19 protein-coding genes are annotated in these 25,343 nt (G+C 69.6%); 12 read left to right on the top strand and 7 right to left on the bottom strand.

Going from position 1 to position 25,343, the window contains the following annotated elements:
- Positions 1 to 18: 18 nt before the first annotated feature.
- A complete protein-coding gene (locus ACEXQC_RS10105) occupies positions 19 to 537 on the bottom strand; it encodes a mycothiol transferase (RefSeq protein WP_374821214.1) in 519 nt (172 codons plus the stop codon).
- Positions 538 to 683: 146 nt separating this feature from the next.
- Here ACEXQC_RS10105 and ACEXQC_RS10100 point away from each other — a divergent pair, with 146 nt between their 5' ends.
- The gene (locus tag ACEXQC_RS10100; RefSeq protein WP_374821211.1) at positions 684 to 3,023 is read left to right on the top strand and encodes a transglycosylase domain-containing protein; all 2,340 of its coding nucleotides are present in this window, start codon (positions 684 to 686) and stop codon (positions 3,021 to 3,023) included.
- Positions 3,024 to 3,309: 286 nt separating this feature from the next.
- On the opposite strand, the gene ACEXQC_RS10095 is transcribed toward ACEXQC_RS10100, so the two are convergent.
- The 3 genes from ACEXQC_RS10095 to ACEXQC_RS10085 form a co-directional block, all read right to left on the bottom strand.
- A complete protein-coding gene (locus tag ACEXQC_RS10095; protein ID WP_374821208.1) occupies positions 3,310 to 4,671 on the bottom strand; it encodes an aminotransferase class III-fold pyridoxal phosphate-dependent enzyme in 1,362 nt (453 codons plus the stop codon).
- Between the two features lie 39 nt (positions 4,672 to 4,710).
- Positions 4,711 to 7,005 (bottom strand): cell wall-binding repeat-containing protein, encoded by a 2,295-nt coding sequence (locus ACEXQC_RS10090; protein WP_374821205.1) that lies wholly within the window; start codon positions 7,003 to 7,005, stop codon positions 4,711 to 4,713.
- A gap of 131 nt (positions 7,006 to 7,136) precedes the next feature.
- Positions 7,137 to 7,931 carry a DNA-3-methyladenine glycosylase I gene (locus tag ACEXQC_RS10085; protein ID WP_374821202.1) on the bottom strand — a complete coding sequence of 265 codons (795 nt, stop codon included), beginning with the start codon at positions 7,929 to 7,931 and terminating at the stop codon, positions 7,137 to 7,139.
- Between the two features lie 85 nt (positions 7,932 to 8,016).
- On the opposite strand from ACEXQC_RS10085, the gene ACEXQC_RS10080 reads away from it, so the two are divergent.
- Positions 8,017 to 9,687 (top strand): alpha-amylase family protein, encoded by a 1,671-nt coding sequence (locus ACEXQC_RS10080; protein WP_374821199.1) that lies wholly within the window; start codon positions 8,017 to 8,019, stop codon positions 9,685 to 9,687.
- 344 nt (positions 9,688 to 10,031) lie between these two features.
- A complete protein-coding gene (locus tag ACEXQC_RS10075; protein WP_374821197.1) occupies positions 10,032 to 10,277 on the top strand; it encodes a hypothetical protein in 246 nt (81 codons plus the stop codon).
- Between the two features lie 11 nt (positions 10,278 to 10,288).
- On the opposite strand, the gene lipA is transcribed toward ACEXQC_RS10075, so the two are convergent.
- Positions 10,289 to 11,293 carry a lipoyl synthase gene (lipA, locus tag ACEXQC_RS10070; RefSeq protein WP_374822055.1) on the bottom strand — a complete coding sequence of 335 codons (1,005 nt, stop codon included), beginning with the start codon at positions 11,291 to 11,293 and terminating at the stop codon, positions 10,289 to 10,291.
- A gap of 56 nt (positions 11,294 to 11,349) precedes the next feature.
- Entirely contained in the window at positions 11,350 to 12,066 is a 717-nt protein-coding gene (gene lipB / locus ACEXQC_RS10065) for a lipoyl(octanoyl) transferase LipB (RefSeq protein ID WP_374821194.1), read from the bottom strand.
- Between the two features lie 126 nt (positions 12,067 to 12,192).
- Between lipB and ACEXQC_RS10060 the strand changes: the two genes are divergently transcribed.
- From ACEXQC_RS10060 to ACEXQC_RS10030, 7 genes are all read left to right on the top strand, one after another.
- Positions 12,193 to 13,137, top strand: a complete 945-nt coding sequence (locus ACEXQC_RS10060) for an acyl-CoA thioesterase (RefSeq protein ID WP_374821191.1) — start codon at positions 12,193 to 12,195, stop codon at positions 13,135 to 13,137.
- Positions 13,138 to 13,233: 96 nt separating this feature from the next.
- Entirely contained in the window at positions 13,234 to 14,220 is a 987-nt protein-coding gene (locus ACEXQC_RS10055; protein WP_374821189.1) for a DsbA family protein, read from the top strand.
- 174 nt (positions 14,221 to 14,394) lie between these two features.
- On the top strand, positions 14,395 to 15,657 hold the full coding sequence (locus ACEXQC_RS10050) for an HNH endonuclease (RefSeq protein ID WP_374821186.1): 1,263 nt from the start codon (positions 14,395 to 14,397) through the stop codon (positions 15,655 to 15,657).
- 99 nt (positions 15,658 to 15,756) lie between these two features.
- Positions 15,757 to 16,896 (top strand): heme/hemin ABC transporter substrate-binding protein, encoded by a 1,140-nt coding sequence (locus tag ACEXQC_RS10045; RefSeq protein ID WP_374821183.1) that lies wholly within the window; start codon positions 15,757 to 15,759, stop codon positions 16,894 to 16,896.
- An 86-nt stretch (positions 16,897 to 16,982) separates the two neighbouring features.
- Positions 16,983 to 18,053, top strand: a complete 1,071-nt coding sequence (locus ACEXQC_RS10040) for a FecCD family ABC transporter permease (RefSeq protein ID WP_374822051.1) — start codon at positions 16,983 to 16,985, stop codon at positions 18,051 to 18,053.
- The gene (locus ACEXQC_RS10035; RefSeq protein WP_374821180.1) at positions 18,050 to 18,886 is read left to right on the top strand and encodes a heme ABC transporter ATP-binding protein; all 837 of its coding nucleotides are present in this window, start codon (positions 18,050 to 18,052) and stop codon (positions 18,884 to 18,886) included. The genes ACEXQC_RS10040 and ACEXQC_RS10035 overlap by 4 nt, the downstream gene beginning before the upstream one ends.
- A complete protein-coding gene (locus ACEXQC_RS10030) occupies positions 18,883 to 19,863 on the top strand; it encodes a hypothetical protein (RefSeq protein ID WP_374821177.1) in 981 nt (326 codons plus the stop codon). The genes ACEXQC_RS10035 and ACEXQC_RS10030 overlap by 4 nt, the downstream gene beginning before the upstream one ends.
- A gap of 159 nt (positions 19,864 to 20,022) precedes the next feature.
- Here ACEXQC_RS10030 and ACEXQC_RS10025 read toward each other — a convergent pair whose 3' ends face one another.
- Positions 20,023 to 20,340 carry a hypothetical protein gene (locus ACEXQC_RS10025; RefSeq protein ID WP_374821174.1) on the bottom strand — a complete coding sequence of 106 codons (318 nt, stop codon included), beginning with the start codon at positions 20,338 to 20,340 and terminating at the stop codon, positions 20,023 to 20,025.
- Between ACEXQC_RS10025 and ACEXQC_RS10020 the strand changes: the two genes are divergently transcribed.
- Positions 20,333 to 22,933: a fibronectin type III domain-containing protein gene (locus ACEXQC_RS10020; RefSeq protein ID WP_374821171.1), complete on the top strand. Its 2,601-nt coding sequence runs from the start codon at positions 20,333 to 20,335 to the stop codon at positions 22,931 to 22,933. The genes ACEXQC_RS10025 and ACEXQC_RS10020 overlap by 8 nt on opposite strands.
- Positions 22,934 to 23,031: 98 nt before the next feature.
- The gene (locus ACEXQC_RS10015; protein ID WP_374821168.1) at positions 23,032 to 25,335 is read left to right on the top strand and encodes a cell wall-binding repeat-containing protein; all 2,304 of its coding nucleotides are present in this window, start codon (positions 23,032 to 23,034) and stop codon (positions 25,333 to 25,335) included.
- Positions 25,336 to 25,343: the final 8 nt, after the last annotated feature.

Here is a 25,343-nt window from a genome sequence, read left to right as displayed (position 1 = left end):
TTTGTCTCAATGCTTGTGTCAGAGGCGCTCGACCACTCCGCGCACGAAGGATGCCTGCCCCGCGTGCTGCAGGTCGTCCGAGATGATGCTCACGAGACGCACCGCGAGCGTGACCGGCGGATCCCACGCCTCGTCGACCACGCGCTCGAGCTCGCCCTCCGAGATCGACCGGAGGTACGCCGTCGTCGCGGCGAAGACCGCCTCGTGGTAGCCGACGAGCGACTCCGCGGTCACGCCCGGCCCCGCCACCTGCGCCACCTCGGCCGGTGACTGGCCGTATCCCGTGGCCTTGTCGGCGAAGGGGAGGCCGAAGCGATCGGCCCATCCGCCGCTCGTCCACACCTGCTCGGTGCCCGCCGCATCGGCGATGTGATCGTCCTGCACGCGGGTGAGGTGCCAGACGAGCCAGGCGATGGTGTTCGCCTCCGGATCGATCCGTGCGCCGAGGGTCTCGGGGCCGAGGCCATCCGTCACCCGCCGCACGGTGTCGCGGATGCGGGTGAAGCCGTCTTCGAGGAGGTCGATGCTGTCCGTCATGCCCTCACCCTAGGCACGGCATGCGACTCAGCACAGCGGCGAACGCCAGGCACGCGGCCGGGCAGGTTGTCCACAGGCCACCGCGTTCAGCACGGACGCGAGACCCTATCAGCTTTCTGCGAGCGACCCCGCGTACGCTGGCGCATATGCCCGAACGTCCCCACCGCCTCGTCTCAGCCTTCCAGCGGCTCATCGACGGCACCAAGCGCCCCGTCGGCATGATCGCGGTCCTCAGCCTCGCATCCGCTCTGCTCGTCACCCTCATGGCCGTGCCCGCCATGGCGATCACCGGTGTCTACGCCTCGCGCACCGTCGACGTGCTCGACACGCTGCCCGACTACATCCGCCCCACCACGCTCGCCCAGGCCTCGGAGATCTACGCCACGAACAGCGACGGGTCACCCGTGCTGCTCGCCACCGTGTTCGACCAGAACCGGCAGGAGGTCGGCTGGGAGGGCGTGTCGCAGTACGTGAAGGATGCGGTGGTCTCCACCGAGGATCCGCGCTTCTACGAGCACGCGGGTGTCGACGTCGCGTCGACCCTGCGCGCAGCCCTCGGCAACGTGGCCTCGGGCGGCGTGGAGAGCGGCGCGTCGACCATCACGATGCAGTACGTGCGCAACATCCTCGTGCAGCAGGCGGAGTCGCTCGACACCGCCGCCGAGCGCGACGCCGCCTACGAGGCGGCCACCACGGAGTCCGTCGACCGCAAGCTCAGCGAGATGCGCCTCGCCATCGCCCTCGAGAAGCAGTACTCGAAAGACGACATCCTGCTCGGCTACCTCAACATCGCCAACTTCGGCGGTTCGGTCTACGGCATCGAGGCCGCGGCCCAGTACTACTACGGCGTGAGTGCCGCGAACCTGTCGCTCGCACAGGCCGCCAGCCTCGCGGCCACGGTGAACGAGCCCAACGGTCTGCGGATCGACGAACCCGAGAACATCGAGGGCAACCAGGCCCGTCGCGACAAGGACGTGCTCGCGTCGATGCTGCGCGAGAAGACCATCACGCAGCAGCAGTTCGACGAGGCCGTGGCCACTCCGGTCACCCCCGCCATCACGCCGCGCACCACCGGCTGCCAGGCCGCCGTCTCCGGAGCCGCGTACTTCTGCGACTACGTGACCTGGATCGTGAAGAACGACCCCACGTTCGGCGACACCTCGGATCAGCGGTGGTCGAACTTCAAGCAGGGCGGCTACCAGATCTACACCACGCTCAACATGGATCTCCAGGCCAACGCCGACGAGACCATGCGCGAGTACATCCCGGCCACGATGGAGGACATCGAGATCGGGTCGACGATCGTGACCGTCGAACCCGGCACCGGACGCATTCTCGCCATGGCCCAGAACACCACGTTCGACGACGATCCCGACGCAGCAGCGCCTGGGGCCACCGCGGTGAACTACAACACCGATATCGACTACGGCGGATCCTCCGGCTTCCAGGTGGGGTCGACCTACAAGGTGTTCGCGCTGGCTGAGTGGCTCAAGCAGGGTCACACCCTCTCGGATCGGGTGAGCGGCAACGAGACCACGTGGGATCTCGCGGAGTTCACCAACTCGTGCACGTCGATGGGCGGAACGTGGGAGCCGGCCAACGACGGCAGCTCGCGGCCCGGCACCATGTCGGTGCAGAGCGCGCTCACGAACTCGGTCAACAACGCCTTCATCGCGATGGCGCAGGAGCTCGACCAGTGCGCCATCAAGGACACCGCCGAGGCGCTCGGCGTGCACCGCGCGGATGGCGATCCGCTCAACACGGAGCCGTCTGCCGTGCTCGGCACCAACGAGATCGCACCGCTCACCATGGCGGCCTCGTATGCTGCGATCGCGGCCTCCGGTGTGTACTGCGCGCCGATCGCGATCGACCGGATCGTCGACCCGACCGGTGGAGAGATCACGCCGCCGGCCGCCGACTGCACGCAGGGCCTGGACCCGGCCGTGGCGAACACCGTGGCGTACGCCATGCTCGGGCCGATCGAGAGCGGCACGGCGACGGCCTCCGATCCGGACGACGGCATCACGCACATCGGCAAGACCGGCACCACCGACAACGAGAAGGACACCTGGATGGCCGGCGCCTCGACGACCGCAGCCACCGTGGTGTGGGTGGGAAACGCCACCGGCAACGTGTCGATGACGGATGTCTACCCCAACGACTGGACTGGATCGTCGGTGCGGCATCGGATGTGGCGGACGGTCATGACGGCGAACGACGAGGTGCTCGGGGGCGGTGAGTTCGCTGAGCCTTCTGAGGATCTGGTGGACGGGTCATCGACGCGCTTCGGCGACTCGGGATCGGGATCGGGCTCTGGTTCTGGTTCTGGTTCTGGTTCGTCTGATGAGACTGCGCCGACGCTGCCGACCGTGCCCGACCCTGTCGTGCCTGCGGTGCCGGCGCCGGCACCCACGCAGGCGCCTGCGCCCGAGCCGGAGCCGACCGCCGACCCGGTGCCCGCGCCGACCCCCACAACGGCGCCCTGACGCCGCCGCCCCGGCGCCGCTAGCTGGGGGCACACCCACACACCAGCGCCGCTAGCCGGGGCACGCCGCTGCGGCTGCGCGTGTGCTGGTGTTGATGCGGCGGGGACAACGCCACCCCTACCGATGACCGAGGCCCATTGCGGTCCGATCCGCGCCATGAGTGCCGAAGTCCGGCCTGACGCTTCAGAAACGCAGTCGTCGCGCCGTCCGACGCTTCACCGGACTCGGAGTGCGGTTCTGAACTTGAAGCGGCGCGACCGCGAGGCGGTGAGCCGACGGGCCGCGGTCAGGCCGAGAGTTCTGTGAGCTTCTGCTCGATCACGGTGGCCGCGTCGTCGATGAGGGCCTCGGAGATGACGACGCTCGGGAGGAATCGGAGCACGCTGTCCCAGCTGCCCGCGTCCAGCACGATCACGCCGTTCGCCGCCGCGTGCTGGATGACGGCCTTGAGCGCATCCGGGTTCGGCTTCTTGGTGCCGGGCAGCACGAGCTCGACGCCGAACATCGCGCCCTTGCCGCGCACCTCGCCCACGATCGGGAAGCGCTCGGCCCAGTCGCCGATGCGTGCGAAGAAGGCGCGCTCGACGCGCTGGGCCTCGCCGAGGAGGTCGTCGCGCTCGATGAGGTCGAACACGGCGAGCGCCGCTGCGGTCGACACGGGGTTGCCACCGAAGGTGCCGCCGATGCCGCCGGGCTGCACGGCGTCCATGATCTCGGCCCGGCCCGTGACGGCCGCGAGCGGGAAGCCGCCCGCGATCCCCTTCGCGCTCGTGATGAGGTCGGGCACGACTCCGTGGTGCTCGATGGAGTACCACGCTCCCGTGCGGGCGATGCCGGCCTGGATCTCGTCGGCCACGAAGACGATGCCGTTCTCGGTGCAGAACTCGCTGAGGCGCTTGAAGTAGCCCGGCGCGGGGATGACGATGCCGCCGTCGCCCTGGATCGGCTCGACGAAGAGGGCGGCGAGCTCGGTGGCGCCGATGTGGGTGACGATGTAGTCGATGGTTCGCTCGGCGGCCTCTTCACCGGTCATGCCGTCGGGGTCGCGGAAGGGGTAGCTGATCGGCACGCTGTAGATGTCGCCGGGCATAGGGCCCATGCCGGCGCGTTCGGGCCAGGGGCGGTAGGTCATGGCCATGGTGAGGTTGGTGCGACCGTGGAACGCGTGGTCGAGGGTGGCGATGACGCGGCGCCCCGTGAACTTGCGCGCGATCTTGACGGCGTTCTCGACCGCTTCGGCGCCTGAGTTCACGAGGATGCTGCGCTTCTCGAAGTCGCCGGGCGTGATCTCGGCGAGCTTCTCGCACACCTTGAGGTAGTGCTCGTAGGGGGTGACGGTGAAGAGCGTGTGGGTGAGCTTGCCGGCCTGCTCGGCCGCCGCCTTGGCGACCTCCGGATGGGCGTGCCCGATCGTGGTGACGCCGATTCCGCACCCGAGGTCGATGATCTGGTTGCCGTCGACGTCGACCAGGATGGCGCCGGCGCCGTGGTCCATGTAGATGTCGGCGAGCGTCCCGGCCCCCTTGCTGACGGTCTTGAGTCGCCTCGCGTGCATCTCGCGCGACTTCGGCCCCGGGAGCTCGGTCACGAGCCTGCGCACCTGCTCGACAGCGAACCCGGACCCAGCAGAAGCAACAGTGTCAGTCATGTCCCGAGCCTATTCTTGGCCCGGGACATGCGCCCGACTTCACGACGTCAAGTAAGCCCGCAGCTTCTCGAACGTCGCCTCCGACACTGTCGCAGGCCCCCCGAGCACCACGATCCGAGCCGGCTTCAACCGCTTGAGCTCAGCATCGATAGCCGCCGGCACCCCGTCCTTCTGCACGAGCAGCACAGGAGCCCCCGCCTTGATAGCAGCAGCCGACCCCGACAACGCATCGGGAAACACCTCCCCCGAAGCCACGTACACCGTGGGCGTGCGCGCAGGGAAGTTCGACGCGGAGACTTTGGCCGACACTTCGTAGCGGTCCGCCCCACTCACCCGCACGGTTGGGGCAATCTGCTGAAGGGTGTCGACGACAGCGTCCGACACCGTACTGGGCCCGCCGATGACGATAATGCGAGGCGGCTTCAGAGTAGTGATCGCATCCGCGACCGCTTGGGGAAGCGAGTCTCGAGGTGTGAGGAGCACGGGTCTCGTCCTGCTGCCTGCCGTGGCTGACGCCGACAGCGCGTCGGCGAATGTCTGCCCGGAGGCGACATACACGTCTCGATCAGGTCCGGCAGTGAGGGCTATCGCAGCCGACACCGCATAGCGGGTCTCGCCTGAGATTCGTTCGACGTTCCCCGAGTACGATCGCAGTTGAGCCTCGACCTCAATACTCACCGAGGCGGGCCCGCCGGCAATGAGAATCTTGTCCGGCTTGAGCCGCTGGAGTTCGGCGATCACCGCTGCGGGTAAGGCATCTCTCGAAGAAAGCAGCACAGGTCCACCCGCACTGCTCCCCCGTGTCCATGAAGTCATTGGGGAAGCAGACATGGCGTCTGCATAGACCGTTCCGGAGGCTATGACCGCCACCGGAACTCCCGGGGCAAAGGCATCGGCTGAGTTCGCAGCTGAGACGTCGTAGCGGTTCTCGCCGCCGATTCGATCGATCCGGATCCCGCGATCAAGGGCTCTCACGAAAACCTGTGGCCGCATCGGCCCACTTGTATCGTCCGGTGTCAGATTCGTCGCGGACGAGGAGAAGGTTGCGATCGAGCCATCGAAACTCACGTCTGATTCGTACGTGTTATCGTTTGCCCCGTCCGCGCTCTTCGAGGGTGTGCTCACGAGAGTCGTCGACGAGTTCTCGAGGTCTCGAGAATATATCTGGTTGAGAATGCCGGGAAGGTGAGCAGTCTCGGGTGCTGCTCTGGGGTCTTGTGTACTGAACGTCACGTGGCGACCATCTCCAGAGATTGCCGGGAACCGGGCCGCCGAACCGAGGGGCAGTCCGGTGTCGTAAGCGACACTGATCAGATTGGTTCGATTCGCCTGGAGATCACGAAGGAATACCTGAGATTCCGTGAGAGCTGTTCCGACCAACTCGCCCGCTCGACCATGGAACGCCACCTTGGTTCCGTCCGAGGAGATTGAGGGTTGCTCCGAGGGGTGGCTTCCGGCCCGATCCTGGCCTGGTGTCGTGGACAGCAGGGAAGTCCGATTAGATGTCAGGTCGCGGAGGTAGACCTGCTGTACAGACCGGGCAGGGGTTGACGTGAGATCGCTGCGTGATACGAAGGCGATACGCTTCCCATCGCGAGACACAGATGGATCGTAGGCTCCCAACGGAGCACCGGGAGAGGTATCACTAGAGCTGACGAGGGTTGTCCGGCCCGTCCTGAAATCGTGCGCGAATACTTGAGTGACTCCCGCGGCCGCCGCCGGATCCAGGTTTGTTGCTTCCGTGGTAAATGCAACGACAGTGCCGTCGCCGGAAATATCGATGTCGGTGACGGATCTGTTCGCGAGCTGCGGCACCGCGTCGTTCGAGACACTGGCCACACGAAAGCTGTCGGAACTCCGATCCCAGATGTACGCCTGGTCTATTTTGAACAATGCGCCTGGAACGATGTCGGGGGCTTCCGAGATAAACGCGATCACGCCGCCGTCGTCCGAAATCGCAGGTCTATAAATGGAACCGTCGACGATCGAACCATCGGGCCGTGTGGCGATGTTTCGCGTAACTCCCGTTTCGAGATCGCGAACGTACGCGCTCTGGGCGACCATCTGTCGAGGACCGATGTCCTTTGAAGTAGACCCGAACACGACGAATCTGCCATTGCCTGATATTGCTGCTTGCCCTATGAGGCTAATGCCGGAACTGCCACCTCCCGCTTTTCCCGGGGCCGCGGTGGACACGCTGACCATCTGTGTTTCGGAGGGGCCTGGGAGGGCTCGTGAGGCGGCGGGTGACGCGAGGGCCGCCGGGGAGGCTGCTGTGCCTGTGAGGGCTAGGGCGACGGTGGTGAGTAGTGCTGCGAGGGTGCGTGCGCGCATGCGGGTCTCCGGGGGCCGGGCGGGGTGGTCGAGGGGCCTCGATCAACGCGAGAATTTATCAGGTGGGGGGTGGTGGGCCTAGGGCGGAGGGGGAAGTACTCAGTGGGGTTGGGGTGGGGAGTAGTGGGTACTCAGGCGCGGGGTGGGGTGGGCCGGGTGGAGGGGGCCGGGCAGGTTTGGATGTGGTCGTTTACTACGCCGACCGCCTCTAGGTAGGCGTAGGTGATGGTGGAGCCCATGAAGGTGAAGCCGCGTTTCTTGAGGTCTCGGCTCATCTCGTCGGAGAGGGGGGTTGTGGGGGCTAGCTCGCCGAAGGTGCGCGGGCCGTTGACGATCGGCTCGTCGCCGACCCAGCCCCAGAGGTAGGCCGCGAAGGAACCGTGGGTGGCCTGCACCTGCTGAAAGGCCAGGGCGTTGCGACGGGCTCCGAAGATCTTGAGGCGGTTGCGGATGATGCCGGGGTCGGCCATCAGGGCCGTGAGCTCGTCGTCGGTCATAGTGGCTACTGCCGCGACGTCGAAGCCCTTGAAGGCTCGACGGTAGCCTTCGCGGCGGCTCAGGATGGTGGACCAGGAGAGGCCCGCTTGCGCACCCTCGAGGATGAGCATCTCGAAGAGGTAGGGGTCGTCTCGGCGCGGTATGCCCCACTCCTCGTCGTGGTATGCGCGCATCGCAGCGCTGCTCGTGGCCCAGGGGCATGTGCCATCGGGGGTGTTGGCGACGATGGCGTGGGGCGCGACCGGGGTGGCGGGTGGCGCAGCGAGGGCAGGAGTGGCAGCAGCAAGAGGCGCGGCGGCAATAGAAGCGCCCGCGGCAGACGCGGCGTCGGAAGTGGCGGTACGCGCGGCGGCAGGTGCAGCGGCGAGGGCGGGAGTCGCACCGGTAGGAGGTGCGGCGGCGGTAGGTGCGGGGGCGGTGGCGGTCATGGGGGGAGTGTGGCAGGCGGGGGCGGCGCTGTGGGGTGCGGTGGCTGACCTGTGCATAAGTCGGGACTGTGCACAGACTGGGGGCATGAGAGTCACCGATACGAGCGACCTGTGGTGGAAGACGGCGGTGGTGTACTGCCTCGACGTGGAGACCTACCTCGACTGGAACGGCGACGGCGTGGGCGACTTCGCCGGCCTCGCGCACCGCCTCGACTACCTCGCCGAGCTGGGCGTCACGTGCCTCTGGCTCATGCCCTTCTACCCGACGCCCGACCGCGACGACGGCTACGACATCACCGACTTCTACAGCGTCGACGGTCGGCTCGGCTCCCTCGGCGACCTCGTGGAGGTCATCCGCATCGCACAGGACCGCGGCATGCGGGTGATCGCCGACCTGGTGATCAACCACACCTCCGACCAGCATCCGTGGTTCAAGCAGGCGAGGAAGAGCCGGGACAACCCCTACCGCGACTACTACGTCTGGCGCGACGAGCCCAAGGACGACGGCGAGGTCGTCTTCCCCGACCAGGAGACGAGCAACTGGGAGCTCGACGAGAAGACCGGCCAGTACTACCAGCACGTCTTCTACAAGCACCAGCCCGACCTCAACGTCACGAATCCGGTGGTGCGCGACGAGATCGCGAAGATCATGGGGTTCTGGCTGCAGCTGGGGCTCTCGGGGTTCCGGGTGGACGCGGTGCCGTTCCTGATCGACGCGAGCGGCGTGGTGGGCGGCACCGACCTGCTGCCGGATCCGCACAGCTTCCTGCGGTCGCTGCGCAGCTACCTCGGGCGCCGGAGCGGCGACGGCGTGCTCCTCGGCGAGGTCAACCTCCCGCGTGACGAGCAGCAGCTGTTCTTCGGCGGCGAGGACGGCGACGAGCTCACCATGCAGTTCGACTTCATCGCGATGCAGAACCTCTACCTCTCGCTCGCGCGCCGCGACGCCCGCCCGCTCATCGAGGCGTTGCAGTCGCGGCCGAAGGGATCCCCCGATTCGCAGTGGGCCAACTTCGTGCGCAACCACGACGAGCTCACCCTCGACAAGCTCACCGACAGCGAGCGCGAGGAGGTGTTCGCCGCCTTCGGCCCCGAGAAGCGCATGCAGATCTACGACCGCGGTCTCGTGCGCCGACTGCCGCCGATGCTCGAGGGCGACCCCCGGCGCATCCGGATGGTCTACAGCCTCCTGTTCTCGATGCCGGGCACTCCCGTGCTCTTCTACGGCGAGGAGATCGGCATGGGCGAGAACCTCGACGCCGACGGGCGGATGGCCGTGCGCACACCCATGCAGTGGAACGACGGACCGTCGGGCGGCTTCTCCACCGCACCGCCCTCCCGGCTGCGGAACGCCTTGGTGGAGGGCGGCTACGGACCGGCGCACGTCAACGTCACGCAGCAGCGACGCGATCCGGATTCGTTGTATTCCTTCGTGCGCATGCTCGTGCAGCACTACCGCAATGCGCCCGAGTTCGGGTGGGGCGAGTTCGAGGTGCTGCCCTCGGAGGACCCCGCCGTCTTCGTGCACTCGCTGCGCTGGGACGGCCGCACGGTCGTGGTGCTGCACAACTTCAGCGCCGATCCGGTGGACGTGCCGCTGACTCTGGATGCGACGGGGGGCGGATGGCGACTCGATCGCATGCTGGGCGGCGAGCAGGTGCCGCTCGACGAGAAGGGGCGCGCTCGGGTGGAGCTCGAGGGCTACGGGTTCACGTGGCTGCGGTTGGTCGCGGAGGATGATCCGCTGCACTACTGACCGGATCGGGCGGGCCGCGTATGGCGTTCGCGCCCGGGTAGCGATTGCTCATCACGTGCTCCGGGGTCGAGGCGGCACACTGATCCCGCGCTGACCACGGCGCAGGATCGGGGCACGTGCGAGTGGGTCAGAGGGAGCGATCGTGGGCCTGCCTGCTCGTGGTGAGGATGCTGGTCGGAGCGGTCGCAGTTTTCCCGATCCCGGCGACGACTCCGACCACCGAAGGGCCCCAGAAGCTGGACCGCCCTCCGTTCGAAGACCGCGACTTCGTCGATCGGATCGGGTTCGACATCCCCCGCTCGTGGTCGGACGCACGCCGCCACCACGCAAGGATGGCGTGGGCCGTGGAGTCGTATACCCGTGACTGCATGTGGGCCGCCGACTTCCACGGCTACGGCCTCACCCCCGAGTGGGTCTGGCATGCAGGACCCCGCCATCCGGAGCAGTGGCTGGACGAGCTACCGGCCCAAGCCAGGCCCGAGGCCAGCACAGCACTCCTCGGCGCCCGGGATGAGAACGGCCGCGTGGAGGGCGACTGGCGAGCGACCGGTTGCCTCGGCGCCGCCTTCCACAGGGTGGGTGCCGACTGATGCGCCCGGCCTCACACCGCCTGAGCGAACGCCGGCGACCCGGGCGCGGCCGGCTCAGCAGCCGCCGCGGCGGCGAGGTGCGCCAGCGCAGCAGGCACCTCGAGCCCCTTGCGCGCCATCGACTGCGCCCACAGCCGCCCCGCCCGATACGACGAGCGCACGAGCGGCCCGGCGAGCACCCCGAGGAACCCGATCGACTCGGCCTCTTCCCGGATGTCCACGAACTCCTCCGGCCGCACCCACGACGCCACCGGCAGGTGCCGGGGCGTGGGCCGCAGGTACTGCGTGACCGTGATGATGTCGCAACCGGCCGAGTGCAGATCCACGAGCGCCGACGACACCTCCTCGCGCGTCTCGCCCATGCCCAGGATGAGGTTCGACTTGGTGATGAGCCCCGCATCCCGAGCCTGCGTGATGACGCCGAGCGAGCGCTCGTAGCGGAACGCCGGGCGGATGCGCTTGAAGATGCGCGGCACCGTCTCCACGTTGTGCGCGAACACCTCGGGCCGCGACGAGAACACCTCGGCGAGCAGGGAGGGATCGCCGGAGAAGTCGGTGGCCAGGATCTCGACGCCCGTGCCGGGGTTGGCGGCGTGGATGGCGCGCACCGTCTCGGCGTGCAGCCACGCTCCCTCATCCGGCAGATCGTCGCGCGCGACACCGGTGACGGTCGCGTAGCGGAGTCCCATGGTGGTGACCGATTCGGCGACGCGGCGCGGCTCGTCGCGGTCGTAGTCGGCGGGCTTGCCGGTGTCGATCTGGCAGAAGTCGCACCGTCGGGTGCACTGCGAACCGCCGATGAGGAACGTGGCCTCCTTGTCCTCCCAGCACTCGAAGATGTTGGGGCAGGCGGCCTCCTGGCAGACGGTGTGCAGATCCTTGTCCTTCACGAGGGTCTGCAGCGCACGGTACTCAGGGCCGAAGCGGGCCTTCGTCTTGATCCACTCGGGCTTCTTCTCGATGGGCGTCGAGGCGTTGCGCACCTCGAGACGGAGCAGCTTGCGGCCCTCGGGAATGTGCCCGGCGGAGGTGGCAGTGGTGCCAGTGGCGGCGCCGGATGCGCACCCGCCGCTCACAGCCCGGCCCCCAGCAGCGGCGTGCGCTCGATCGCGTCGTGCCCCACCCGCTCGAGATGCTCCAGCCGGTCTCGAGGCGACTCGAACCGGGCGATCACCGCCCGCGTCACATCAACGGGCTCGACCGGGTAGCCCAGCACGGCGCTCATGGTGGTGACGCCCGCATCCCGGATGCCGCACGCCACGATCCGCGAATACGGCTCGAGGTCGTTGCTGCAGTTGAGCGCGAAGCCGTGCGAGGTGACCCCGCCGGCCACCCGCACGCCGATGGCACCGAGCTTCGAGACGACGTGCGATCCGCCGGCATCCGTGACCGTAGTCCAGATGCCCGACCGCCCCTCCACCCGATGTGCGACCACGCCGAACGAGCGCACCACGTCGAGCAGCATCGCCTCGAGCGAGCGCACATATGCCACGACGTCTATGGGATCGGGGAGCTTCACGATCGGGTAGCCGACGAGCTGGCCGGGGCCGTGCCAGGTGATCTTGCCGCCGCGATCCACGTCGATCACGGGCGTCGGATCCGTGGCCGCCGGGCGCTCCGACGGCTCGGTGCGCTTGCCCGCCGTGAAGACGGCCTCGTGCTCGAGCAGCACCATCGTGTCGGGGGCCGTGCCCGCCACCACGCGCTCGTGCAGTCGTCTCTGCAGCGCGAGTCCATCCTCATAGGGCACCAGTCGGCGCCCCACGCCCTCCACCACGAAGTCAGTCATGCCGCCATCCTACGATTGATGGACGGCGTACAACAATGCACTCAGGAGTTGTCCAGCGGGAAAGAACCGACGTTCTTGCAGGGCCGCGAGCAGCGAGGATCCCCGCGCCCACGCCATCCTTGGAGGGTGCCCACGAACGACCGCATCACCCTCCGCTTCCTCGCCGCCCCTCAGGACACCGCGGCGGGCGGCACCACCGTGGCCGCAGGCCGTGTGCTCGAGTGGATCGACAAGGCCGGGTACGCGTGCGCCGTCGGCTGGAGCGCGTCGTACTGCGTCACCGCCTACGTGGGAAACGTGCACTTCACGCGTGCCATCGCCTCGGGCGACATGATCGAGGCGACCGCGCGCATCATCCAGACCGGGCGCACGAGCATGCAGGTGCTCGTGACGGTCGCGGCAGCGGATGTGCGGAGTCGCCAGTTCACCGCGGCCACGCACTGCCTGCTCGTGTTCGTGGCGGTCGATGCGGAGGGTGCCCCGCACGGTGTGCCCCAGTGGGTGCCTGAGACCTCCGCCGACCGCATGCTGCACGAGCGCGCCGAGGAGCGCCTTGCGCCCCGCCGCGTCATCCGCGATGCCATGCAGCAGCAGGTGTACTCGGATGAGGGCACCACGCCGCGCACCGTCTTCCGCTTCCTCGCCGCGCCCGCCGACGCCAACTACGGCGGCAACGCGCACGGAGGCACCGTGCTGCGCTGGATCGACGAGACCGCGTTCGCGTGCGCGGCGAGCCACAGCTCGGAGAACGCGGTGGCCGTCTATTCGGGCGGCATCCACTTCTACCGGCCGATCCGGATCGGGCACATCGTGGAGGTGGATGCGCGACTCATCCACACCGGTGACCGCAGCATGCACGTCGCCATCCACGTGCGATCGGGCTCGCCGCGCACTCCTTCTGCGCTCGAGTTGACGACGCAGTGCATGAGCATCTTCGTGGATCCGGAGGAGGGGCGGGCCCGTCGGGTGGCGCCGCTCGAGCTCGACTCCGAGGAGGACAGGCGGCTCGCCGAGCACGCGCAGGAGCTCATCCGGCTGCGGGCCGAGCTCGAGGCGCTGCCTGTGGTGTGATGCGGCACGGCGATGGCGCGCTCATAGCTTCGCTCGATAGGGTCGAGGTCGCATCGCCCGGCAGTCGCCGTGCACCACCACGAGGAGTATCACGGCATGAGCCCCGCGCAGCCCGACAAGAGCATGTACGAAGGCCTCTCGAAGAAGGACCGCCAGGCCCTCAACCGCGAGCTCGCCCGAATCCAGCGCGAGGAGGAGCGCAAGCGTCGCAAGCGCAACCGCATCCTGTTCCGCACGGGTGCCGTCGTGGTGGTCGTGGGTGTGCTCGCCGGTGCCGGTTTCGCCATCTACTCGGGGGTGCGCGCGAGCTTCGTGGGCCCGGCGAACATGCTGAGCGACGGCATCCTCTTCACCGGCAGCGGTGAGGCCGTGGCCGCGACCACCACCGCCGCTCTTCAGCCGGGCGAGAAGCCCGTGGCCTCGGAGCTCGACACCTCGACCGTGCTGCGGCTCACCGAGTACGTCGACTACGCGAGCGACGACGTGGCGACCTTCGAGACCACTAACGGCGCTGCCCTTCAGGGCTACGTGACGGCCGGGTACGCGAGTCTCGAGCTGCACCCCGTGGCGCTCGAGGGTGCCGACACGTACTCGGCGCGGGCGGCGAACACCATCGCCTGTGTGGCGAACGGGGTTCCGGATGCGGCGCTCGCGGTGCACAACGCCCTCGTGGCCGCCCAGCCCGATCTCGACGACGACGGGCTCAGCAACGACGAGCTCGTGACCCTCGTGACGGATGCGGGGCTCGACGACGAGGGGATCGCGAACTGCATCCGCGGCAACGAGTTCTCCGACTGGGTCACGGATGCGACGGCGCGCGCCCAGGCGTCGATCCCGAACTCGGATGTGACCGAGCTCACTACCGTGCCGCTGCTCGTGGCCTCGGGCACCGCCTACACCGGAGCGCTCGACGACACGGAGGCGCTCAACACCTTCATCACCGAGGTCTTCACGGCCACCTCGGAGACCGCCACCGAGGACGGCACGGCAGAAGAGGGCACGACCGAGGGCACCACCGACGGCACCACCACGCCTGCCCCGACGGCCACGCCGACGCCTGCAACGACCACGCCAGCCGGCTAGCCGACCGCCTGAACTCAGCCACGCCATCCTCGGGCAAGCGCGTAGCGCGCGGCAGCCCTAGTCGCCTCCTGCCCTGATGGTTCGGGGGCCGACTGGGCTGCCGCGCGCTGCGCGCTTGCCCTCGGATCGGATGGATGCGTCTCAGTGTCGGTGGCTGGTGATTGAATAAATCTCATGAAGCCGATCTTCTCCGAGACAGTCACTCAGGCGGGCGACGCCGTCGAGCGTTGTGATGAGCGGATCCGCTTCGCGGTGGAGGGATTCAGGCGGGCGGATCGGATGATCGCGGCGATTCAGGCTCGACAGGCGCGGTTGCTGGCGCGGGCTTTGGAGGCGTCGGAGGAGAAGGCGGGGATTCTTGCGGGTGGGTTGACTCCGGATGCTCGTGACTGGGCGCGGCGGTCGGTGAAGACCGAGATCGCTACTGCGGCACGCCGTTCCGAGGGCACGATCGTGCGCCTGATCGCCGATGCCGAGACGCTCGTCAGCGACCTCCCCGATACCTTCAAGGAGCTGTCGACGGGCAGGATCTCCTACGCTCACGCCCGGTCGATGGTCACCCACGCGACCTCTCTGCCGATCGAGTCACGCGAATCGTTCGAGAAGGCGATCCTGCCGCGGGCGAAGGAGTGCAACGCGGCCCGCTTCGATGATGCGGCTCGCCGACTCCGCGAGACCCACCACCCCGACTCGATCACCCAGCGCGCCAAGAAGGCTCACGAAGACCGAGCCGTGTGGCTCGATGCCGAGCGCGACGGCATGGCCACCCTCCACCACCACTTGCCCGCGGTCGATGCGCTCGCGATTCACGATGTGCTCGACCAGGCCGCTCGCGCGGCCCGCTCCGACACCGAGCCGCGCACTCAGGCGCAGTTGCGTTCCGACATCCTCGCTGACACGATCCTCGGCCGAACCGGTGGCGCGGTTGGCTTCACGCCCACGGTGATCGTCACGGTGCCGGCGGCCATTCTCGCCGGGTGCGAAGGTGACGACGGCGATGGTGGGGAGGCGCGCGGCAGGCGTGCACAGCTGCACGGGTACGGCCCCATCGACCCCGAGCTCGCCAAGCGCCTCGCCGCGAAGGCGCCCACCTTCCTCAAGGTGCTGACGCATCCGGGCACGGGCGACACCATCGAGGTGGCCGGCCGGTACCGCATCCCCGCCGCCCTCCGAGAAGCCCTCATCGTGGCGGATGAGCACTGCCGGTTCCCTGGTTGCGGCCGGCGGGCGGCGCGTTGCGAACTCGACCACACCGAAGATTGGGCCCACGGGGGCCGCTCCACCGCCTCCAACCTGGCCCACCTCTGCTCGAGTCACCACCACCTCAAGCACAACGGCGGTTGGAAGGTCGATCGACCACCAGGTTCACCGCCGGGATCACGAGAACTCGAATGGTGTTCCCCACTCGGAGCCACCTACCGCACTGCCCCTACCTGATCGCGATCGGCATGCCGGTTGACTAGGTTAGCCTTACCTAACTAGGCTCGGGGCGCTCGTGATGTCTTCAGGGCCTCCCCTCCACCAGTTCGGAACTCGATGCCGCTTCGTCCACTTCGCCGCCTGCGCGCCGGCCTCGCGCTGACCGTGGTCGCCGCCGTGATGCTCTCGCTCGGGGCGTGCTCGACACCGGCAGAGTCGACCGCAGGAGCCGGCGGCACCAGCTGCCTCCAGAGCGACGTGCCGCTCGCGAGCCTCGACCTGGCGAGCGACCCCAAGAACCACGTCGGCGAGTCGACCGCATGCCTCGAAGACACCGGCATCACCCCGGTCACCGACGACGGCATCGACGCCACCCCCGCGCTCCCCGCCACCGTGATCGACAACCAGGGCACCGAGGTCACGGTCACCGACACGAGCCGCATCCTCGCCCTCGACATCTACGGCACCCTCGCCGCCACCGTGTTCGGCCTCGGACTCGGCGACAGCATCGTGGGCCGCGACACCTCCACGAGCTTCGCCGGCGCCGAAGACCTCCCGCTCGTCACCCAGAACGGCCACGAACTCAACGGCGAGGCGATGCTCGAACTCGCACCGAGCGTCATCATCACCGACTCCTCCATCGGCCCGTGGGACGTGGTGCTGCAGATGCGCGAGGCCGGCATCCCCGTGATCGTCGTGACCCCCGACCGCAACCTCGAGAACTTCGGCGAGATCGCGACCATGGTGGCCTCGGGCCTCGGCGTGCCCGATGCAGGCGCCACCCTCACCGAGCGCGTCGACGCGGAGATCGACGCCGAGATCGCCACCATCGCTGCCGTCACCCCCGAGGATCCGGCCGACCGGCCGCGCATCCTGTTCCTCTACGTGCGCGGCAACGCCGGGGTGTACTACATCTTCGGCGACGAATCCGGGGCCGACACCCTCATCGAAGCACTCGGCGGCATCGACGTGGCGGGCGAGATCGGCTGGACCGGCATGCGCCCGATGACCGCCGAGGCAATCGTGAAGGCGCAACCCGACCTCATCCTCATGATGACGAAGGGCCTCGAATCGGTCGACAGCGTCGACGGACTGCTCGAACGCATCCCGGCCGTGGCCGAGACACCGGCCGGGGAGAACCGCCGCATCGTCGACATGAGCGACTACGAGATCCTGAGCTTCGGCCCCCGCACCGCCGCCGTGCTCGACGCACTGGCTCGCGCGATCTACGCACCGGATGAGTCGGGCGCCCAGTGACCTCCACGACACCGCAGGGCACCGAGCCCGCCGCGGCACAGCCCTCCCCGCAGCCCGCCCGGAAGGGCGCCGGGTTGGACGCCGGGTTGGACGCAGGCGCCGATCCGCTGCCCAAGCGGGCGGGCCCTGGCCGACGCGCCCTCCTGTTCACCGCCCTCGGCGTCGGGCTCGTGGCCATCTCCCTCGTGGCCGCCGGCACCGGCCAGCTCTCCGTGGCTCCGGATGAGGTGCTCGGCTCGATCCTGCACAGGATCGGCATCACCTGGTTCCCCCTCCCCGAGCACCCGAACGGCGACAGCGCGCTGTGGAGCATCCGCTTCCCCCGCGTGGCGATGGCCGTTCTCGTAGGTGCCGCTCTGGCCGCCTCCGGCATGGTGATGCAGGCCATCTTCGGCAATCCACTCGCCGAACCCGGTGTGGTGGGCGTGAGCTCGGGGGCCGCCCTCGGCGCCTCGGCGAGCATCGTGTTCGGCTTCACCTTCCTCGGCGACTGGTCCATCGCGGCGAGCGCCTTCGTGGCCGGACTGCTCGCCACCCTGCTCGTCTACGCCGTCTCGCGCGCCAACGGCAAGACCGAGGTCGTCACCCTCGTGCTCACGGGCATCGCCGTCAACGCCTTCGCGGGGGCCGGGCTCGCCCTGTTCATGTTCCTCGCCGACACGCAGTCCCGCGAGGCCATCGTGTTCTGGCAGCTCGGCAGCCTCAACGGATCGCGCTGGCCCGACGTGTTCGTGGTGCTCCCGGTCGTGATCGTGGGGCTCATCGTGGCCTTCACGCTTTCACGCCGCTACGACTTGCTGTCGCTCGGCGAGAAGCCCGCCCGCCACCTCGGCGTGAACGTCGAGCTGCTGCGCATCGTCTCGATCGTGGTGGTGGCCCTGCTCGTGGCGGCGGCCGTGGCGTTCTGCGGCATCATCGCGTTCGTGGGGCTCGTGATCCCGCACCTCATGCGCATGATCATCGGGCCCAGGCACCTGCCGCTGCTCATCGCCTCCACCCTCGGCGGAGCCGTGCTGCTCGTGGCCGCCGACCTCGTGGCCCGCACGGCCGTGCCCATGGCGGACCTGCCGATCGGCATGCTCACCTCCCTCATCGGCGGGCCGTTCTTCTTCTGGCTGCTGAGGCGCACCCGCAAGCGGGCGGGGGGCTGGGGATGAGCGCACCTGCCCTGCGCGTCTCCGGCGCCGGTGTCGTGATCGACGGCACCCGCATCCTGCACGACGTCTCGTTCGAGGCCTCGGCCGGCGAGGTCGTGGCCCTCATCGGCCCGAACGGTGCAGGCAAGTCGACGCTGCTCTCGGTGATGACGGGCGACCAGTCGGTCACGGAGGGCACGGTCGAGATCGATGGTCGGGCCCTCGGCCGGTGGAGCCTCAAGGAGCTCGGTCGTCGGCGCGCGGTGCTGCTGCAGCAGAACGGTGTGTTCTTCCCCTTCACGGTGCGCGAGGTCGTGGAGATGGGGCGGGCCCCCTGGCAGGGCACCCCTCGCGATGCCGACGACGAGCGTGTGGTGGAGGAGTCGATCGCGCTCACCGGCATGGAGCGCTTCCGCGAACGCCCCCTGCCCTCGCTCTCGGGCGGGGAGCGGGCGCGGGCCTCGCTCGCGCGCATCCTGGCTCAGGAGACCGGCATCCTGCTGCTCGACGAACCGACCGCCGCTCTCGACCTGCGCCACCAGGAGGACGTGCTGCGCATCGCCCGCGACCGCGCGCGGGCGGGCGACTGCGTGGTGGTGGTGCTGCACGACCTGAGCCTCGCGGCCGCCTACGCCGACCGCATCGTGCTCATCGCCGCGGGTCAGGTGGTCGCAGACGGCGCTCCGGATGCGGTGCTCACCGCCCCGCTGCTGAGTGAGGTCTACGAGCTGCCGGTCGAGGTGATGCGGCACCCCGTGACCGGCACGGCCCTCATCCTGCCGCTGCGCCATGAGCCCGCCGCTTCCGGCACCGCTTCTCTTTCCACCGCCGAGCCTCTTCAGGAGACGACATGAACGCCACCACGACCACCCCCACCCGGCAGGCCCGCGGATGGCGGCGGTGGGCCGCGGCCACGGCTCTCGCGGCCGCCGTGCTCACCTCGGTGCTGACCCCGGCGCTCGGGGGGCCGGCGGCTCCGGCGCACGCGGCGGGATCCGTGCAGGTGACGGTCAAGGATCGGCCCGACCTCGTGGGTGTGGCCGATCCGGCGTACCTCACCGAGGTGACCGTCACGGGCACCGGGTTCCAGTCGGTGCCGAACGGCTTCGGCGGCATCTACGTGTTCTTCGGCTGGGTCGAGGGCGGTTCGTGGGCACCGAGCCAGGGTGGAGCGACCGGATCGAGCTACCGCTACGTCTACGACGACGAGGCGAACCCGGTGGGGTACCAGCTGTTCGTGAGCTTCCCCGGAAGCTCCACCGAGTACGCGGCGAACGGCGGCGAGGTGTCGGCGGATGGCTCGTGGTCGGCGACCATGCGCATCCCGGGGTCGAGCTTCGAGTCGTACGACCGGGATGGCGGGGTGAGCACGGTGGACTGCCTCGCGGTGCAGTGCGGCATCATCACGATCGGCGCCCATGGCGTGGTGAACCCGAGCAACGAGAGCTTCACACCCATCGCGTTCAAGGATCTGTACTCGAACGATGCGGTCGCCGCCGAGGCCGCTGCCGCCGCCGCAGCAGCAGCGGCCGCAGCGCCCGCCGCCACGACGCCACCCGCCGGGGAGGAGCTCGCGGCCGACGAAGCCGTGCCTGCGCCGGTGACGACCACGATCATCGCGGCGCCTTCGGCGGTCGAGGACAGCGGCGACCTCGTGCCGATCCTCCTCGGCGCGGTGGTGGGCGTGGGGGTGCTCGCGGTCGCCGCGATCGGCTTCCTCGTGTGGGCGGTGCTCTCCTCCCGCAAGCGCGCGGCAACCCCGGCCGCGGCACCAGCACCCGCGCCCGCGGCCACCGCACCGGCGGCAGGCAGCGGAGGTTCCGATGCGTGACCATCCCCGCCCCCGGATGCTCCGCGCCGCGCGCCGGCGGGGGCTGCTGGTGGCGGTTGCGCTGGCCGCGTCCGTGGCGCTCGCGCCCCTGGCTCCTCTTTCGGCGAGCGCCACCGCGCCCTCGCCTGATGCTGCCGGCGCCCTGACGGCAGGCGACGGTCAGGGGCCCGAGTCGACCCCCACGGCCGTCCCCGGTCCGGGTGCCGGTGAGACGCCGGCGCCCGTTGCGGCACCCACCTCGGATCCGACCCCCGCTCCCACGGACAGCCCCGCGCCCGAGGCCACTTCTGCCCCGACGCCGGTGCCCCCTCCGACCGACGTTCCCGCTCCGACGCCGACCGCGACGGTTACTCCAACTCCGACGGCCACGCCGACGCCCACCCCTGCGCCGACACCGACTCCCACCCCGACGCCGACCCCCGCGCCCGTGCCCGCCGGCGATCCGGTTCCGCTGCCCGCGTCGACATGGGTGGCCACCACTTCGGCCGCGCCCGGCGAGGTGCTGCTGCAGACCGACCCCGCCCGCATCGACTACGCCGTCGACATCACCTGGGCACCACTCGCCTCCCAGACCTCGCTCACACCCCCGGCCACGACCGTCGGCGCTGCCGCCTCCGGGGCGTCCGCCGCCGATGCCATCGCCGTGGTCGGGTACCGGGTGGAGCTGTTCTCCGGGCGGTCGGTGAGCAACCTGAGCAACCTCGTGGCCCGGGTCGAGGTGCCCGCCGGCACCACCCGTCACCGCGTGGAGGGTGTGTCGTTCGGCGCCTCCGCGGTCACCGCGAGGGTCACCGTGCTCGATGGCGCGCGCGCACTCCCCGACCCGCTGGTCAGTGAGCCGCTCAGCATCCCCTCGTCGAGCGTCGGCACCCTCGGCACGGCCCGCGCCGGAGTGCCGGCCCTCTCGAACCCCACCGCCGACGGCTTCACCGCCGAGTGGGCCCCCGCCTCCACCGACGACGCGCCCACCCCCGCGGGGTACGTGCTGCGCGTGCTCGAGCGCCGCCACGACCAGGCCGCCTCCACCGCCAACTCGTTCATCGCCACCACTCTCGATGTGGGGTCCGCCACACGCGCCACCGTGCACGGCCTCGAGGGGTCGAGCCGCTACCTCGCCGCCGTCGTGGCCTACGACCTCGTCGACGGCACGAAGCGCTACCGCCCCTCCTCCGCCGTGAGCGCCGTTCCGGGCTGGGCGAGCGACTACCCCGCCCAGACCCTCGGATCGCGTGCACCCCTCACCGACTGGCCCGCCGTGCCGGCCACCCCGGTGGCCGAATCCGCCCCGAGCATCACGTGGACCGGCGCGCCCACGACAGGCCGCTTCACCGGCGGTCGTGCCATCACCGGCTACCGGATCGAACTGCACCGCGCCGGCACAGGGCTCGTCCAGAGCACCGTGGTGTCGGTCGGCACGGCGGGTGACGCGCCGAGCGCCCGCTTCGCCGGACTGAACCCCGGGGGCGTGTACTCCGTGCGCGTGGCCGCTGTGAACGCCGTCGGCACGGGCGAGCTCTCCGACTTCAGCGCCTCTGTCACCCTCCCGGCGGGGTCCGCCCCCGGCAGCCGCCCGCCTGCCTACGCCGACCGCGCCGCACTGGAGGCCGCCGTGAAGGCGGGCACCGTCATCGACGCGACGCCCGGCAGCGGCGGCACCGGCACCGGCAACGGCAGCGCCACCAACACCGGGTACACGGCCGAGCAGGGCTCCGACATCGTGGTGACGGTCCCCTGGCGCACAGCCCAGTCCGGCGAGGCCTGGTGGTACGGCGACGCGACCTTCGCGGCATCCGTCTCCACCGCATCCGCCACCACCGCCGCCGCCTCCATCGCCGTCACGCTCCCCACCACGGGCCTCGCCCCCGGCACCCACCGCGTGCTCTTCGTCACCGACGCCGAGCTCGACGGCGAACCCGCACCCCCGGGCGGCCAGGCCACCGCCGTGACCGTCACGATCACCCCGAGCACCGCCCCCGTGCTCACCCTCGACGACGCCGTGCTGCGCTGGGGCCTCAACGACGAGTCGAACAACGGCTCCTACTTCGGCGGCTGCAACTACCTCTCCGCCGGCCGCACCCCCGACCCGGGAGGTTCGACGGTCTTCACCGCCGCCCAGTACTCCTCGAAGTCGGGCACCGTCACCATCGAGAAACCGGATGCCTCCGGCCGCTACGTGCAGGCCCAGTTCGCCACGAGGTGCCTCGACCGCGACGGCCGCCCGCTCACCTCTGGCACGAGCTCGCCCTACGGCGGCAACCAGTTCGTGATGTCGGGCGGCACGGGCGAGGTCGATCGCGCCACCGGCAGTGCCACCCTGCGCTGGCAGGGCGACGTGACCGTGGCCTACTACGGCGGCATGACCTTCTGGTACCTCTCGGATCCGGTGCTCACGGTGCAGAACGGCGTGGGCACCCTCACCGCCACCACCGGCGGCTTCGGCACCGACATGGACGACCTCACGAAGTGGCAGCCTCTGCCCGAACGCGAGGTGACGCTCGCGACGTTCTCGGGGGTGCAGGTGGGCGCCGACGGCTTCACGGTGCAGCCCGACTACCGGGGCGTGCAGGTGCAGCTGCCGGCCGGCCAGGTGCCGCAGGCCACCACGGGAGCGGACTGGGGATCGTTCCCGCAGAGCTTCGTGGACTTCCAGCGGGAGACCGGGCAGGCCGCGTACTGGTACTCGAGCGGTGGCATCGCGGATGGCGCCAAGCCGGCGACCCCAGCGGTGGTGGGCTACGACTCCTCGACCTTCGTGACCCCGACCGCCGCGGCTCCGTCGGTGGAGAAGGCGGCCCCGCGCACACCCGTGGCTCTGCTGCCACCCGTGCGCACGCCGCTCGCGCCGCTGACGGCGACCGCGGTGCCCGCAGGCGCCGCCTCGGCTCAGGATGCGGGTGCGGCCGCGCACTCGGTGGTGATCGTCGAACCCGCCGGAGTGCTCGGCGCCCTCAGCCCCACCGAGCAGCTGCTCGTGCTGCTCCTGCTGGCATCGCTCGGGCTCGTGGTGCTCGTGACCGGCGTCGGCGGCGGGTTGGTGGTGCTCGGTCGGCCCGGTGGAGCAGGAAGTTAATTAGGTGTGCCTAACCTAATTAAGGCTAGGCTTACCTTATTCCTGATAATCCGCCGTGTCCCGGTCGTCCCGGGCTGCGCCTCACTCCCGGAGCCTCCGTGCACAGATCACACACCCGAGGGCGCGCAGCCGCCGCCCTCGCGACCGGCATCACCGCCGCCGTCGCCCTCTCGGCCCTCACAGCCCTCCCGGCCACGGCGGCGACATCCACGACAACCGCCGACGCGACCGCACCCACCGCCACCGCCGCCGCGGCCGTCACCGCAGGCACCGTCTCCGACGCCGTCTTCCAGTGGGGCGTCTCGAACGAGACCGGCAACCGCGCCTTCGCCCCCGGCACCTTCAACCTGCTGGGTGCGGGCAAGATCCCCAAGACCAGCGCAGCCGACACGATCGTGGAGAGCGACTGGAAGGCCACCGACGGCAACGTCGTGCTGCAGAAGAAGCAGGCCGACGGCAGCTACGCCACCTCCACCTGGGCCGGTCTCACCACGGACTCCGCGGGAGTCCCCATCCTGAGCCCCACCGCAAAGCGCTACAGCGAGAACCGGGTCACCATCGCCGCCGGCACGGGCACGGTGGACACGGAGACCGACACCGCCGAGATCAGCTGGGACGGCGACTTCACCGTGGCCTTCTACAGCGGCATGACCCAGTTCTACGTGAGCGACCCCGTGCTCGACGTCGCCGACGGCAGCGGCACGGTCACCGCGACCCTGAGCGGCTACGGATCCGACATGGACGACCCGTCCAAGTTCGTCACGCTTCCCGACACCGAGGTGGTGCTCGCCGATCTCTCCGGTGTGGACGTCACCGAGACCGGCTTCACCATCGACCCCGACTACCTCGGCGTCTCGGTCACCGCGCCCGCCGGCGGATCGCCGCAGGTCACCGACTCCGCCTACTTCGGCTCGTTCCCGCAGAGCTTCGTCGACTTCCAGGGCCTCACCGGCCAGTCCTCCTACTGGTACTCCAGCGGCGGATCGGCCGACGCGGCGAAAGTCGCCCTGCCGCTGAGCTCCACCTACACGGTGCAGGCCCCCGTGGTCGTGCCGGCCGTCACGGTCTCGAAGACCGAGGGGCTCAACCCCGACACCGACGTGGTCACCGTGAAGGGCACCGGCTTCTCCGCCAACGCCCCGGCGACCAACGGCAGCCGCCCCCCGCTCGCTGGCAAGTTCGCCGGTGCGTACGTTGCCTTCGGCAGCTTCGCCGAGAACTGGAAGCCCTCCGCCGAAGCACCCGGCTCAGCGCGGCCGACGATCCGCACGGCCGAGAGCCTCAAGTGGGTCGTTGATGCCGCCGACGTGCAGACCGTGGGCGGTGCCGCCGCCGGCGGTGTGGCGATCAACGCCGACGGGTCGTTCGAGGTCGAGATCACCGTGCAGAAGGACTACGCCGGTGCACTCGCCGACGGCAACTACGGCATCTACACCTACCCAGGTGGCGGCGCGGTCTACGCGCCCTTCGAGACCTACACGCCGATCTCGTTCGGCACCGCCGTGCCCACCCGCATCGAGGGCGCCGACCGCTACGACGTGGCGGTGGAGATCGCGCAGAAGTCGCACCCCACCACCTCCGACGTGGTCTACCTCGCCAACGGCACCGCCTTCGCCGACGCCCTGAGCGCCGCACCGGCCGCCGCGAGCGACGACGCACCCCTGCTGCTCACCACCGCCGACCGGCTGCTGCCCGTCGTCGAGGCCGAGCTCGAGCGTCTGAACCCCAAGAACATCGTGGTCGTCGGCGGCCCGAAGTCCATCGAGCCCGCGGTGCTCACCCAGCTCGAGGCCCTCGCCACCGACGGAGCCGTGCGCATCGACGGAGCCGACCGGTACGCGGTCTCGCGATCCGTGACCGAGTACGCCTTCGAGTCGGCCACGAACGCCTACGTGGCCACCGGCGCCACGTTCCCCGACGCCCTCTCCGCGAGTGCGGCGGCCGGATCCGCCGGCTTCCCGGTGGTGCTGGTGCCCGGCACCGCCTCGACCGTCGACACCGAGACGACCGCAATCCTCACCGACCTCGGTGTGGAGGAGGTCACCATCGCAGGCGGACCGGCCTCGGTCTCCACCGGCATCGAGACGTCGCTGAAGAGCGTGGCGCCTGTCACCCGACTCTCCGGAGCCGACCGCTTCCAGGCGTCGATCGCCATCAACCGCGATGCGTTCACCGCGGCCGACGACGTGTTCATCGCCACGGGGTACACGTTCCCGGATGCCCTCGCGGGCGCCGTGCTGGCCGCCTCGAAGGATGCGCCGCTCTACGTGGTGCCCACCGAGTGCGTGCCGACCGGCGTGCTGCAGGATCTCAGCACGCTCGACCCGAACCGCGTGACCCTGCTGGGCGGCACCGCCTCGCTGAGCCCCGCCGTGCAGTCGCTCACCGCCTGCGCGTTCTGACCCATCGC

Source organism: Herbiconiux liukaitaii (assembly GCF_041927495.1).
In the GTDB taxonomy this organism is placed as follows: domain Bacteria; phylum Actinomycetota; class Actinomycetes; order Actinomycetales; family Microbacteriaceae; genus Herbiconiux; species Herbiconiux liukaitaii.
This window is presented reverse-complemented; position numbering and strand designations above follow the sequence as displayed.

Coding starts and splice junctions, on each gene's coding strand:
- ACEXQC_RS10105 (WP_374821214.1), bottom strand. CDS start 537: ATGACGGACAGCATCGACCTCCTCGAAGACGGCTTCACCCGCATCCGC.
- ACEXQC_RS10100 (WP_374821211.1), top strand. CDS start 684: ATGCCCGAACGTCCCCACCGCCTCGTCTCAGCCTTCCAGCGGCTCATC.
- ACEXQC_RS10095 (WP_374821208.1), bottom strand. CDS start 4,671: ATGACTGACACTGTTGCTTCTGCTGGGTCCGGGTTCGCTGTCGAGCAG.
- ACEXQC_RS10090 (WP_374821205.1), bottom strand. CDS start 7,005: ATGCGCGCACGCACCCTCGCAGCACTACTCACCACCGTCGCCCTAGCC.
- ACEXQC_RS10085 (WP_374821202.1), bottom strand. CDS start 7,931: ATGACCGCCACCGCCCCCGCACCTACCGCCGCCGCACCTCCTACCGGT.
- ACEXQC_RS10080 (WP_374821199.1), top strand. CDS start 8,017: ATGAGAGTCACCGATACGAGCGACCTGTGGTGGAAGACGGCGGTGGTG.
- lipB (WP_374821194.1), bottom strand. CDS start 12,066: ATGACTGACTTCGTGGTGGAGGGCGTGGGGCGCCGACTGGTGCCCTAT.
- ACEXQC_RS10055 (WP_374821189.1), top strand. CDS start 13,234: ATGAGCCCCGCGCAGCCCGACAAGAGCATGTACGAAGGCCTCTCGAAG.
- ACEXQC_RS10050 (WP_374821186.1), top strand. CDS start 14,395: ATGAAGCCGATCTTCTCCGAGACAGTCACTCAGGCGGGCGACGCCGTC.
- ACEXQC_RS10045 (WP_374821183.1), top strand. CDS start 15,757: ATGCCGCTTCGTCCACTTCGCCGCCTGCGCGCCGGCCTCGCGCTGACC.
- ACEXQC_RS10035 (WP_374821180.1), top strand. CDS start 18,050: ATGAGCGCACCTGCCCTGCGCGTCTCCGGCGCCGGTGTCGTGATCGAC.
- ACEXQC_RS10030 (WP_374821177.1), top strand. CDS start 18,883: ATGAACGCCACCACGACCACCCCCACCCGGCAGGCCCGCGGATGGCGG.